This is a genomic window from Streptomyces sp. NPDC032745 (genome assembly GCF_055579465.1).
In genome coordinates this window covers 62,545-74,814 of the sequence record NZ_JBVING010000021.1, presented here as the reverse complement: position 1 = coordinate 74,814, position 12,270 = coordinate 62,545, and the positions used below count along the sequence as shown (strand labels likewise).

The window sequence follows — 12,270 nt, the reverse complement described above, 5'->3', positions numbered from 1 at the left end:
TCTCTTGACGCGGCTGCCCCGGTGGGCGCCGTGGAAACACGTACGGGCGGGGTGCCGGCCAGGGCAGCCGGGTTTGAACTCGCTGCCATCGAGCAGGCGCCGGAGCGAAGACCGGGAACAGGAAGACCGGGAACAGGAAGACCGAGAGCAGGAGGTACGTGGCATGGCCGCGGACAAGCAGGAGAGCCAGGACGTCGTCGCCGTGATCCTCAAGGACCACCGCACGATGGAGGACCTCTTTCGCCGGATGCGCAGTGTGGAGGAGGACCGTGCAGGCGCCCTCGCGAAGTTCTCCGCCCTCCTCATCGCGCACGGAGAGGCCGAGGAGTCCGAGGTGTACGGCGCGCTGAAGAGGTTCAAGGACGTCGACAACGAGGAGGTCGAGCACGGTTCCGAGGAGCACGCCGAGGGCAACGAGGCGCTCCTGGCGCTGCTCGAGGTGTCCGAGGTGGGTTCCGACGAGTGGGACGCGCGCCTGGAGGACCTGGTCAAGGCGGTCTCCCACCACCTCGACGAGGAGGAGCGGACGATCCTCAACGGCGCCAGGGAGAACGTGCCGGACGAGCGGAGGGCCGAGCTCGGGGCGGCGTTCCTGCGGGAGCGGCAGCGGCACCTCGCGGCCGACTGCGGCAGCATCGGGAACGTGCGCGCCGTCGTACGGGGATGACGACGACGGCGGCGCCGGGGCCCGGGCAGGGCCGGGGCGCCTCCTGGCGATCGTCGGCATCGCCTTGCACGGGGCGAGGGGACGGCCCTTAGGTTGCGGGATGTGCTCCGACGGCCTGCCGATAGGCCACGTGGCCGCCCAGCGCACCGGTGACGGCGACTGCCGTCAGCCCGCCCCATGACCACAGCCTGCCCTTCGCCGAGCGGCCGCGGAGCCGAGCCGTCAGGGACGCGGTGTAGCAGGCCACCGCAGCCACGTTGGAGACCGCGTGGGCCAGCCCTACCCGGGCCTGCTCGGGCGGCAGGTCCGCCCAGTCCACCCAGCCGGCGACCGCTGCCGGGGCGACCCCGGCCAGCCCGACGGCGGTGAGGGTCGTTGCCGCGCGCTGTGTACCCGGTACGACGTCCAGTACAGCGGCTGACAGCCAGCAGCCGATCGGTACCTGGACCAGTACGGGATGCACAGGGTGGCCCAGCGGCCTGCCGCGCAGCAGATCACGCATCCCTCCCAGGGGGAGCGAGCGGATTCCGCGCTGGAGGACCCCGATCGCCGGATCGGCCACCGTCGTCCGTTCGAGCCGGTCCAGCGCCGTCAGCCACCATGCGGATGCGGTGTCGAGTGCCGCGGCGTGCCCGGCCGTCGTCGAGGTATCGAGGGTGTGTGCGTCCATACACGACGCCTACCCGGCATCCGGCCGCCATCCCACCCCGGCCGCGACTGCACCCGAACGGCCTGCAGCCAGCAACCGTGGTCATCCCGCGCGCCTGCCCGCGTCTGCCGAGTCACGCCCCCGTACGGGGACGCAGGCGCCGGGTGCCCGGCCCGTACGACCGCGTTGAGGTACAGGACGGACCTGCCGGGTCACCGGCCCGTGGACCTGCCCGAGGTCAGCCGGGACGCCTCGATCTCCGCCCAGACGGCCTTGCCGTTCTCGTGGGTGACGGTGCCCCACCGATCGGAGAGGCGTTCCACTATGTACAGGCCGTGGCCGCCCGGGAGGCTCCGTTGCGGGGACGGGTGGCGGCGGGGGAGCGTCGTCGTACCGTCGAAGACCTCGATCCGCAGGACCTCACCGGCCGTGAGCGCGAGTTCGATGCAACCACCTGCGTGCAGGGACGCGTTGGTCAGCAGTTCGGACACGAGGAGCAGGGCGTCCTCGGCGGTCGCGGTCCCGTCCCAGCCCCAGTCCTGCAAGACCTGGCGCGTGAAATCGCGGCCCTTGGCGACATGGCCGCGGACGCCGGACAGGGTGAGCCGACGGCGCTGCCCCGCAACGGAGAGCCCGGTACGCAGCGGATCGCCGGTTTCCGGTCCGATGGTTTCCACTGTGGACTCTCACCCCCGCCTTTGATGCTGGTCACTGTCCGCGGGCACCGTTGCGGCCCCGCCGGCCTCTTCACGGTCGGTGTCCTGAACCTTCCGTACGCCTCCCGGTACCCGGGACCACGAGCGTGCCGGTGAAAGTCTAGGGGAGCTCCCGGCCTCCGGAGGATGCCATGTGCAGTCTCAGGGTGAGGCCGCTGTCCGAGGCGCGGATCTCGACCAGGTCGCACAGCTGATGGATCATCCACAGGCCGCGGCCGCCGTTGGCCGATGCCAGGGAGGGCCGGCGGCGCCCCGCCAGCGGGTCGGTCAGGTGGCCGCTGTCGCGGATGTCGGCCACGATCCCGGCACCGGTGCTCCACAGCCGGAGCGCACCCCTCCCGCCCCCGTGGGAGAGGGAGTTGGCGGCGGCCTCGCTGATCGCGAGGATCAGATCGCCGCGCCGCGCCGCGCTCAGGGCCGTGCCGCGGGCCCAGGCCTCGGCGTGGTCGCGCACCGTGCCCAGCTCCCCGTGGGCGTACTCGAGCCAGGGCGCACCGCCGTCGGGTTCGGGCAGGGGGTGATCGCAGTCGGCGCAGACCGAGGGGGCGTCGGCGTAGTCCGGGCTGAGCAGGTCCTTGCCCTTCTCGATCACTGTGGGATGCGTACGCCGGGCGTCGGACACCACCGAGGCCGGCAGGCCCAGGACGTCGTACGGGCACAGGATGGTGGCCCGGCGCCCCGCGAAGGCGGTGTTGATCAGGGCCTCGTGGCGGGTGGCCTCGAGCACCTCGGCCTCCGAGCGGCCGGGCCAGATCGGTTCGCCCACGATCCGGGCCGGCCGGCCCGCGTGCCGGTCGGCGAAATCCTGCAAGGCGGCCAGGATGCGGCCGGGGTTGCGGCCCAACTGCGTCATGTCCGTCCAGGTGACCTCGGCCGTGCCCGCGCCGAGGCTCTCGCGCAGAGCGTCCAGTTGCGGGCCGGGTACGGCCACGAGCACCGGCTCGTCGGCCGCGAGGGCGGCACGGACGAACCCTCCCACCCCTGCCAGGTACTCCTCCTGCCCCTGGTAGAAGAGGGCGGGGTGGACGAAGGCCCCGGGGGCGGCGGGCGCAGGAAGGTTGATCATGCTGCGACCTCCAGCGCGGCACATTCGTCCGGGAACAATTCCACTACCTTGCGGAGCGAGTACGGCGGGTGGTGGAGCAGGAGGCGGCGCCCCTGCCCGGTCACGGTGGCGGCGGCCTGCAACAGGGCGGCGACCGCTGCCGTGTCGAGGAAGGCCACGGCGGAGAGATCGAGATGGACGACCGGGCCGGGGATCCGCGTGACGACGCCGAGCGCCGCGCAGAGGATCGGCCGTGTGTCGAGGTCGCAGCTGCCGCTCAGGAGGGCGCCGGGACGGTCGTGCAACGGCCGGGCGGTCAGCGTCGGCGCCGTACCCCCGCTCGTCCCTGCGGCCGCACACCGCACGACCGCGTCCGCCCACACCACGTCGTCGTAGAGCACGTGGGTACCGTCGGGCGGGAGGGACCGGTGGTGTCGGCCGGGGGAGGGCATGCCGGCCGCCTACGCCGAGAGCATTCCGGCGCGCAGCCGGGTCAGGGTCCGGGACAGCAGACGCGAGACCTGCATCTGTGTGATGCCGAGTTCGGCGCCGATCTCCGCCTGGGTCTTCTCCTGGCCGAAGCGCATCTGCAGGATCAGCCGGTCGCGGTCGTCCAGCTGCTCCAGCAGGGGCGCGAGGGTGTGGAACTCCTCGAAGAGTTCCATGGCGGGGTCGACGTCACCGAGCTGGTCCGCCAGCGGCCGAGTCGTCCGGCCCGTCGTCGACGGCTCGTCGCCGTCGGCGCCGGTGGTGTCCAGGGAGCCGCTCGTGTAGCCGTTCGCGGCGACCAGCCCGTCGATGACCTGTTCCTCGGTGAGTTCGAGGTGCTGGGCGACCTCCTTGACCGTCGGGGCCCGGCCGAGGACGTCGGTCAGGGCCTCCTGGGCCTTGGCGAGCTCCGTACGCAGTTCCTGGAGGCGGCGGGGGACGTGCACGGCCCAGGTGGTGTCGCGGAAGTACCGCTTGATCTCACCGGTGATGTAGGGGAGGGCGAGGGTGGAGAACTCGACGCCGCGCTCCGGGTCGTAGCGGTCGATGGCCTTGATGAGGCCGATGGTCCCCACCTGGATGATGTCGTCCATGTCCAGACTGCCGCCCAGCGCGCGGGCGCGGAAACGCCGCGCGGCGAACTGCACGAGGGAGAGGTTCATCTCGATCAGGGTGTTGCGGGCGTACTGGTACTCGCGCGTGCCCTCTTCCAGGGAGCGAAGCCTCCCGAAGAAGACTTTCGAAAGTTCGCGTGCGTCGGCGGGCGCCATTTCACGGGCGTTCTCCACCTGGAACAGGTCCACGTCCTGCGTCGGGGCTCCCACGGTGCCGGTAGGAGCGGGCGCGATCTGCGCGTCTGTTGCAGGCATGGGGCTTACGGCGGTGGCCGAGCGAGACATGGTGGCCGTTCCCTCCCGGTTGACTGACGGCTGCCTGGGCGCTCCTGCCCGGACTTCGCGGTCTTACACGGATCTCGCCGCATCCTTCGTGTCCGCCCCGCAGCCGGTGAGGCGGTCCCGGCCACCGGTGTGTGTGCCGCGGTCTCGGCGTCCCTCGTCCGGTCTGTGAGCAGGCATACTCCCTTGCAGAGGCCGTACAAGTGACGATACGGGGAGGCGGACATGACCGGAGCACGGGACGCGTACCACGAAGGCGTGGTCGGGGAGAGCTACCCGGCCGGGGCCGCATGGGTGGTGGCCGCGCAAGGGGAACTCGACCAGGACACGCTGGCCCCGCTCGAGGAGGCGCTCGTCTCTGCAGCGGATCAGAACCGGCTGGTGGTGCTGGACGCGGGCTCCGTCACCTTCGGCGACTCGTCGTTCCTGAACCTGCTGCTGCGGCTGCACCATCTCACCACCCTGCGGATCGCCGCCCCCTGCGAGCAGTTGCGCCGCCTCTTCGCCCTGACGGGCGCCGATACCGTCCTCTCCCTGTACCCGAGCGTCGAGGACGCCCTCACCGGGTCATGACCGGCGCGCCTCGGCCCGGGCGGTCGGTCAGCCGGTGTGGGGGCCGGGTCCGCCCCGGGGGCGGAAGCACGCCGTGATCGCCTTGCCGCCGTGGCACGAGTGGATGTTCCAGGAGTCGGCCAGTGCAGTGACGATGCCCAGCCCCCGACCGGACGTGGCGCCGGCATCGGCGTCGGCCTCCCGCGCGCTGGGCAGGTGGGGGTCGGAGTCGGCGACGCTCACATGGAGGCACGTCCCGTCCCACGTCAGCACGAGGTGCGCGGTGCCGGCCGCGTGCAGGTGGGCGTTCGTGACGAGCTCGGAGACGCTGAGGAGCACGGAATGCACCGTGTCCGCAGCCCAGTTGTTCCACGGCAGCGACGCCAGGTGCACGGCGGTCCACTGCCGTGCTGCCCGCACCCCCCTCGAAACGGGAAACGAGCGTGCCCAGCCCACTGCCTTGACGGCCAATGCCCTCACCCCGCTTCGTCCGATGTGTTGCTCGTCACCGACGCGTCTACCCGCCGCTTTCGCAAACACCCCGCGGCTTGCGCACCACTGTGCGGAAGCGATGCTTCAGAGTGATCGCCGTGCCTTGTGGTCCCGTCGGCGGCGTTAGCCTTCATCGGTCGGCTGTGCGGCGAAAGCGGAACCGCCGGCCGGGCCGGGGGGCCCGGTGCGCTCTCGTGCCGTGTTCCCGTCCCGAGCGCCGGCACGGTCGTTTCCTAGAGTGAGGTTGGCGGATGGCTGAGCGGACGGTCACGGAGTCACTGAGCGGGTCGCCGGCGCTTCAGGGCGAGGGCGAGGGCGGGATCGGCGAATCGGAGCTGCGCCTGCTGCTGGCCGGACTGACAGCCGTGCGGGACGGGGATTTCCGTACCCGGCTGCCGGATACGGCCGACGGGTTGCTCGGGGAGATCGCCACCGTCTTCAACGGGATGGCCGACCAGCTGTCGCTGTTCACCTCCGAGGTGACGCGGGTGGCCCGTGAGGTGGGCACCGAGGGGACACTGGGCGGCCAGGCCGACGTACCGGGAGTCGGGGGAGCCTGGCTGGACCTCACGGATTCGGTCAATTTCATGGCCGGAAACCTCACGGCCCAGGTGCGTTCCATCGCGCAGGTCGCGACCGCCGTGGCCAAGGGCGACCTCTCGCAGAAGATCACCGTCACCGCACGGGGGGAGATCCTGGAGCTGAAGGAGACCATCAACACGATGGTCGACCAGCTCTCAGGGTTCGCCGGGGAGGTCACACGGGTGGCCCGTGAGGTCGGCACCGAGGGCAGGCTCGGCGGTCAGGCGGACGTCAAGGGTGTCTCCGGTACGTGGAAGGACCTGACGGAATCGGTCAACGTCATGGCCGACAACCTGACCGCCCAGGTGCGCTCGATCGCCGAGGTCACCACCGCCGTGGCCCAGGGCGATCTGACGCAGAAGATCCGGGTGGACGCGCGCGGGGAGATCCTCGAGCTGAAGGAGACCATCAACACGATGGTCGACCAGCTCTCCGCGTTCGCCGACGAGGTCACACGGGTGGCCCGCGAGGTGGGGACCGAGGGCAACCTGGGCGGCCAGGCCACCGTACGGGGGGTCTCCGGCACCTGGAAGGACCTCACCGACAACGTCAACGTCATGGCCTCCAACCTGACCGGGCAGGTGCGTTCCATCGCCCAGGTGGCCACCGCCGTCGCCCGCGGTGACCTCTCGCAGAAGATCATGGTGGAGGCGAAGGGCGAGGTCGCCGCGCTGGCCGGCGTCATCAACACGATGGTCGACACGCTGTCCGCGTTCGCCGACGAGGTGACGCGGGTGGCCCGTGAGGTCGGCACCGAAGGCCGGCTCGGCGGCCAGGCACAGGTGCCTCATGTTGCGGGCACCTGGAAGGACCTCACCGACAACGTCAACTCCATGGCGAACAACCTCACGGGCCAGGTCCGCAACATCGCCCTCGTCACGACGGCCGTCGCCAACGGCGATCTGTCCAAGAAGATCGACGTGGACGCCCGCGGGGAGATCCTGGAGCTGAAGACCACGATCAACACGATGGTCGACCAGCTCTCCGCGTTCGCCGCCGAGGTCACCCGGGTCGCCCGCGAGGTCGGCAGCGAGGGCCGGCTCGGCGGTCAGGCCGAGGTCGAGGGCGTCTCCGGCACCTGGAAGCGCCTGACGGAGAACGTCAACGAGCTGGCCGGCAACCTGACCCGCCAGGTCCGGGCCATCGCCGAGGTCGCCAGCGCGGTCGCCGAGGGCGACCTGACCCGCTCGATCACGGTCGATGCCTCGGGCGAGGTCGCCGAACTCAAGGACAACATCAACTCCATGGTCGGTTCGCTGCGGGAGAGCACCCGGGCCAACCAGGAGCAGGACTGGCTCAAGTCCAACCTGGCCCGCATCTCGGGCCTGATGCAGGGCCACCGGGATCTCGCCGCCGTCGCCGAACTCGTCATGGACGAACTGACGCCGCTCGTCGCCGCCCAGTACGGCGCCTTCTACCTCGCCGAGGACCGCCCCGGCGCCGCCGTGCTCACCCTCGTCGGTTCCTACGGCCGTCCCGCGGATGCCGAGGTGGGCACCCGGTTCACCCTCGGCGAGTCCCTCGTCGGGCAGGCGGCCCGCAGCCATCGGATCATCGCCACCGACCAGGTCCCCGGCGGCTACGTGATCTCCTCCGGGCTGGGTCACACCACCCCGGGCAGCCTGATCATCCTGCCGATCGTGGTGGACGACCAGGTCCTGGGGGTGATCGAACTCGCCTCCTTCAGCGCCTTCACCCCCGTACACCGCGACTTCCTCGCCCAGTTGATGGAGACCATCGGCGCCAACGTCAACACGATCGTCGCCAACGCCAGGACCGACGAGCTCCTCGGCGAGTCCCAGCGGCTGACCGGCGAACTCCAGGCGCGTTCGGCGGAACTCCAGGTCCAGCAGGAGGAACTCCAGCGCTCCAACGCGGAGCTGGAGGAGAAGGCGGCCCTCCTCGCCAGCCAGAACAGCGACATCGAAGCCAAGAACCTGGAGATCGAGCAGGCCCGGCAGGAACTGGAGACCCGTGCACAACAGTTGTCACTGGCTTCCACCTACAAGTCCGAGTTCCTGGCCAACATGAGCCACGAGCTGCGCACCCCGCTCAACAGCCTTCTCATCCTCGCCCAGTTGCTCGCCCAGAACCCCGCCCGCAACCTCACCCCCAAGCAGGTCGAGTACGCGGGCATCATCCACTCGGCCGGCTCGGACCTGCTCCAGCTGATCAATGACATCCTCGACCTGTCGAAGGTCGAGGCCGGAAAGATGGACATCAATCCCGAGCGGGTGGACCTGCCCCAGCTGCTCGAATACGTCGATGCCACCTTCCGGCCGATGACCACGCAAAAGAGCCTCGACTTCACGGTCACCACCGCCCCCGACGCACCCGACGACCTGCTCACCGACGACTCGCGGCTGCGCCAGATCCTGCGCAACCTGCTGTCCAACGCCGTCAAGTTCACCGAGCGCGGCGGCGTCGAGCTCCGTATCGAACCGGCGACGGCCCCCGAGATCCCCGCCGGGCTTCCCCGACGCGGGCCCATGCTGGCCTTCCGGGTGCGCGACACGGGCATCGGCATCCCCGAGCAGCAGTTGGAGTCCGTCTTCGGGGCCTTCCAGCAGGCCGACGGCACCACCAGCCGCAAGTACGGCGGGACCGGCCTCGGCCTTTCCATCAGCCGCGAGATCGCCCAGCTCCTCGGCGGTGCCGTGGTCGCGGAAAGCACACCCGGCCAGGGCAGTACCTTCACCCTCTACCTGCCGGTCAGCCGCGCGGACTACGAGGACGCCCCCCGTACAGACGCTCCTGTCCCGTTCCCGCCCGGCGGCACGTCCGGGGCGGCCGGTCCGGGCCGTCCGGGCACGCCCGTGCTCCCGGCGCAGCGGCGCGCCCGCCGCCTGCTGGTGATCGAGGAACGGCCGAACGGCCTGCTCTCCCTCGTCGCCGAGAGCGCCGCCCGGGACTTCGCCCCCCGCCATCAGGTGACGGGGGAGAGCGGCGGGATCCAGGTGGTCAATGCGACGAGCTCGCGCGAGGCCGCCGCCGCCCTGGCATCCGACCCCTTCCACTGCGTCGTCCTGGAACTGGACATGCCCGACGGAGAAGCGCTGCACTTCCTCGACGCGCTCGACGGGGACCCGGCGCTCGCCTCGCTCCCCGTCCTCGCCCACAACAACCCCCGGGTCAGAACAGGTCAGGAGGAGGCCTTGAGGGAACGGTCCGCATCAGGCCACGTGGAATTGCTGTCCAGTCTGGACGAGCTGCGGGAACGTATCGCGCTCCACCTGTCCGCAGAGCAGCCGGGGGACGTGCTGCCCCCCGTGCACGGCGGCACGGAGCGGCAGCTGGCCGCCCGCGGGCTCGACGGCGACCTGGCCGGACGCACCGTCCTGGTCGTCGACGACGACGCGCGCAACCTCTTCGCCCTCAGCGGGATCCTGGAACTGCACGGCATGCACGTGCTCCACGCCGAGGACGGCCGCAAGGGCATCGACGCCCTCACCCACAACACGGGTGTCGACCTCATCCTGATGGACGTGATGATGCCCGAACTCGACGGCTACGCCGCCACCGCCGAGATCCGGCGGATGCCGGCGTACCAGGGCCTGCCCATCATCGCGGTCACCGCCAAGGCGATGCCCGGAGACCGGGAGAAGAGCCTCGCCGCGGGAGCCAGCGACTACGTGACCAAGCCGGTGGATGCCGACGACCTCATCGCCCGCGTCCGGCATTGGCTCACGCGATGACCGGGGACACGCAGCGGCACGAGGATGCCCGCCGGCAGCGAACGCCGGTCGGTGACCCGGCCGCACGCGCCATCCCGCACCAGGCCCCGACCCCGTTGGGGCGCCTCGTCGCCACGGTCGAACGGCTGCGCCGGGAGGTGCTGGAGGCGCAGGCGGCCGCCGACGGCCGGGCCTTGGTCGAACTGGCCAAGGGCATTCTGATCGGGCAACTGCACTGCACCCCGGCCGCGGCTGCACGGCAGCTCGACGTGCTGTGCCGCGACAGCGGGATGTCCCCCCTCGAACTCGCCGCCGACATCGTCAACCAGGCGTCCCGTGACCACGTCAGCGAGATCGCCGCCGAGTTCGTCGAGCGCGCCGGTGCGGCCGGCGACCCCGCCGAGCAGCACTCCGCGGTGTCGGTCCGGCTGCGCACCGCCGAGAGCGGCATGCTGGCCGCCGCCGCCGATACCCAGGCAGTGGCCGAGTCCCTCCTGACGAACGCCCTGGGCCCGCTGGGAGCGGTCGCCGTCGCCGTGTGGACCGCGGTGCCCGACGGCTCGCTGGCCCTCGCCGGCCACGCCGGATTCCGCCCGGGGGAGGCCGCCCGCTGGCGCCACGTACCCCCGGGGGTCTCCACCGTCGCCCGCCTGGCCCTGCGGGAGCGCCGACTGGTCACCCTCGCCGGCCTCAAACGCGAAGGGCTGCCCTCGATCGGCCACCTCCAGTGGTCCGACGGCGGACGGATGGCCGTACCCACGGGGACGGGCGGACGGATCCTCGGCGTCCTCGAAATCTGCTGGCCGCAGCCCCTGGCGGAACAGCCGCCGCAGATCGAGCGCCAAGTCGAGGCCCTCGCCGAGCTGTGCGCCCGCACCATGGACGTCGCGCCGCCGCGCGACCTCACGACCACCGAGGCGGTGCTCCCGGACGTCGCGGAGCTCATCGACCTCGCCGAGGGACTGCAGGATCCCGCCGTGGTCCTCACCCCGGTCCTCGATACCGAGGGCCGGCTCAGCGACTTCCGGATCCGGTACGCCGGCAGCCGGTTCGTCGACCCGGTCGGACGGCCGCGCGGTGACGTCAACGGTGCGCTGCTGCTGGAGGCCTATCCGACGGCCGCCGGCGAGAGCGGGCTGTTCGACGTCATCGAGCGCGTGCACGCGACGGGCGAGCCCTTCAGGGCCGAACGCATGAGCCTGACCGCGCTCGTCGACCAGATCCCGCTCACCTCGGTCGCGGACATCAGTGTCAGCCGTCACGGCGCCGCCGTCCTGCTGATCTGGCGGATCGAGGACGAGACGGCCCGGCTGGCCAACCTCCTCCAGCACGCCCAGCGCCTGGGCCGGATCGGCGGTTTCGAGGAGAACCTCGCCACGGGAGAGACCACGTGGAACGCGCAGCTCTACGCGCTGCACGGACTCCCGGCCACGGCGCCCCCGGTACGGCTGCAGGAACTGCCCGGCTACGCCCATCCGGACGACTCCGCCGCCCTCGGCCGTTTCCTGCGGGCGGTGCTCCGCCACCGCCGTCCCGCCTCGGTCGATCTCCGCCTTCAGCGGCCCGACGGAATCACCCGCCACATCCGGGTCGTTGCCGAGCCCGTCCTCGACGCGGACCAGCAGCTGTACGCCGTGCGCGGCGCCTACCAGGACATCTCCGCCCAGCACTGGACCGAGGTCGCGCTGGCCGCGACCAGGGACCAGCTCGCCCACACCGAGGCCGAGTCCGCCGAACGCAACCGGCTGGCCCTCCAGCTCCAGCACGCCATCATGCCCCCCACCCCGCCGGCCATCGAGGCCCCGGGTCTGCGGGTCGCCGTCCGCTACCGGCCGGCGGAGACCGAGTCGCTCGTCGGCGGTGACTGGTACGACACCGTGGTGCTGCCCTCCGGGCTGATCATGCTGTCCGTGGGCGACGTCGCCGGTCACGGCATCGAGGCGGCCACCGGCATGGTCGTGCTGCGCAACGCCCTGCGGGGCCTCGCCGTGACGGGTGCGGGCCCCGCCCAGCTGCTGTCCTGGCTGAACACGGTCACCCATCACCTGGCCAAGCACGTGACGGCCACCGCTGTCTGCGGCCTCTTCGACCCGAACACCAGGGTGATGCGCTGGGCGCGCGCGGGTCACCTGCCGCCCGTACTCGTCCGCGGGGGCGAGGCCGACGCCTTCCCCCTGATCGAGGGCCTGCTCCTCGGAGCCCTGCCCGATGTCACGTACGTGGAGCGGGAGGTGCAGCTCGAACCGGATGACACCCTGCTGATGTTCACGGACGGGCTGGTGGAACGGCGGGACTCCTCGGTGCAGGACTCGCTCCGCCAACTCGTGAACGCGGCGGGCGCCGGAGCCGGGGATCTGGACGGGCAGCTGGACCGCCTCCTCGCCGAGAGCCGGTCCGACACGGACGACGACACGTGCCTGATCGGCATCCAGGTCGGCTGACACCCCACCGGGGATCGGCGACGTCCGCCGGCGAGCCGCTGACCAGGACGCCGGGCCATGGCGATCG

At 71.3% G+C, this 12,270-nt stretch carries 10 protein-coding genes; 4 read left to right on the top strand and 6 right to left on the bottom strand.

Annotated elements, in window-relative coordinates:
* Positions 1–163: 163 nt before the first annotated feature.
* The gene (locus tag ACZ5WG_RS37165) at positions 164–667 is read left to right on the top strand and encodes a hemerythrin domain-containing protein (protein ID WP_468729044.1); all 504 of its coding nucleotides are present in this window, start codon (positions 164–166) and stop codon (positions 665–667) included.
* 88 nt (positions 668–755) lie between these two features.
* Here ACZ5WG_RS37165 and ACZ5WG_RS37160 read toward each other — a convergent pair whose 3' ends face one another.
* The 5 genes from ACZ5WG_RS37160 to ACZ5WG_RS37140 all read right to left on the bottom strand — a co-directional run bounded on the left by ACZ5WG_RS37160 (position 756) and on the right by ACZ5WG_RS37140 (position 4,465).
* Positions 756–1,337, bottom strand: coding sequence for a DUF2231 domain-containing protein (locus ACZ5WG_RS37160; protein WP_468729042.1), 582 nt, complete (start codon positions 1,335–1,337; stop codon positions 756–758).
* A gap of 191 nt (positions 1,338–1,528) precedes the next feature.
* Positions 1,529–1,993, bottom strand: coding sequence for an ATP-binding protein (locus ACZ5WG_RS37155; RefSeq protein ID WP_468729040.1), 465 nt, complete (start codon positions 1,991–1,993; stop codon positions 1,529–1,531).
* 139 nt (positions 1,994–2,132) lie between these two features.
* Positions 2,133–3,098: an anti-sigma factor RsbA family regulatory protein gene (locus tag ACZ5WG_RS37150; protein ID WP_468729038.1), complete on the bottom strand. Its 966-nt coding sequence runs from the start codon at positions 3,096–3,098 to the stop codon at positions 2,133–2,135.
* A complete protein-coding gene (locus ACZ5WG_RS37145; protein ID WP_468729036.1) occupies positions 3,095–3,478 on the bottom strand; it encodes an STAS domain-containing protein in 384 nt (127 codons plus the stop codon). The genes ACZ5WG_RS37150 and ACZ5WG_RS37145 overlap by 4 nt, the downstream gene beginning before the upstream one ends.
* 60 nt (positions 3,479–3,538) lie before the next feature.
* Complete coding sequence (locus tag ACZ5WG_RS37140) at positions 3,539–4,465, bottom strand: SigB/SigF/SigG family RNA polymerase sigma factor (protein WP_468729034.1); 927 nt, start codon at positions 4,463–4,465, stop codon at positions 3,539–3,541.
* Positions 4,466–4,687: 222 nt separating this feature from the next.
* Here ACZ5WG_RS37140 and ACZ5WG_RS37135 point away from each other — a divergent pair, with 222 nt between their 5' ends.
* Positions 4,688–5,035 carry an STAS domain-containing protein gene (locus ACZ5WG_RS37135; RefSeq protein WP_468729033.1) on the top strand — a complete coding sequence of 116 codons (348 nt, stop codon included), beginning with the start codon at positions 4,688–4,690 and terminating at the stop codon, positions 5,033–5,035.
* Positions 5,036–5,062: 27 nt separating this feature from the next.
* Here the strand turns inward: ACZ5WG_RS37135 and ACZ5WG_RS37130 are convergent, their stop codons facing one another.
* A complete protein-coding gene (locus ACZ5WG_RS37130) occupies positions 5,063–5,434 on the bottom strand; it encodes an ATP-binding protein (RefSeq protein ID WP_468729031.1) in 372 nt (123 codons plus the stop codon).
* A 323-nt stretch (positions 5,435–5,757) separates the two neighbouring features.
* Here ACZ5WG_RS37130 and ACZ5WG_RS37125 point away from each other — a divergent pair, with 323 nt between their 5' ends.
* Both ACZ5WG_RS37125 and ACZ5WG_RS37120 read left to right on the top strand, forming a co-directional pair.
* The gene (locus ACZ5WG_RS37125) at positions 5,758–9,783 is read left to right on the top strand and encodes a HAMP domain-containing protein (protein WP_468729029.1); all 4,026 of its coding nucleotides are present in this window, start codon (positions 5,758–5,760) and stop codon (positions 9,781–9,783) included.
* A complete protein-coding gene (locus ACZ5WG_RS37120) occupies positions 9,780–12,203 on the top strand; it encodes a SpoIIE family protein phosphatase (protein ID WP_468729027.1) in 2,424 nt (807 codons plus the stop codon). The genes ACZ5WG_RS37125 and ACZ5WG_RS37120 overlap by 4 nt, the downstream gene beginning before the upstream one ends.
* Positions 12,204–12,270 lie beyond the last annotated feature (67 nt).

Bases quoted from the DNA above. Each gene is read 5' to 3' on its own strand.
- ACZ5WG_RS37165 (WP_468729044.1), top strand. From the start codon at position 164: ATGGCCGCGGACAAGCAGGAGAGCCAGGACGTCGTCGCCGTGATCCTC.
- ACZ5WG_RS37160 (WP_468729042.1), bottom strand. From the start codon at position 1,337: ATGGACGCACACACCCTCGATACCTCGACGACGGCCGGGCACGCCGCG.
- ACZ5WG_RS37150 (WP_468729038.1), bottom strand. From the start codon at position 3,098: ATGATCAACCTTCCTGCGCCCGCCGCCCCCGGGGCCTTCGTCCACCCC.
- ACZ5WG_RS37140 (WP_468729034.1), bottom strand. From the start codon at position 4,465: ATGTCTCGCTCGGCCACCGCCGTAAGCCCCATGCCTGCAACAGACGCG.
- ACZ5WG_RS37135 (WP_468729033.1), top strand. From the start codon at position 4,688: ATGACCGGAGCACGGGACGCGTACCACGAAGGCGTGGTCGGGGAGAGC.
- ACZ5WG_RS37125 (WP_468729029.1), top strand. From the start codon at position 5,758: ATGGCTGAGCGGACGGTCACGGAGTCACTGAGCGGGTCGCCGGCGCTT.
- ACZ5WG_RS37120 (WP_468729027.1), top strand. From the start codon at position 9,780: ATGACCGGGGACACGCAGCGGCACGAGGATGCCCGCCGGCAGCGAACG.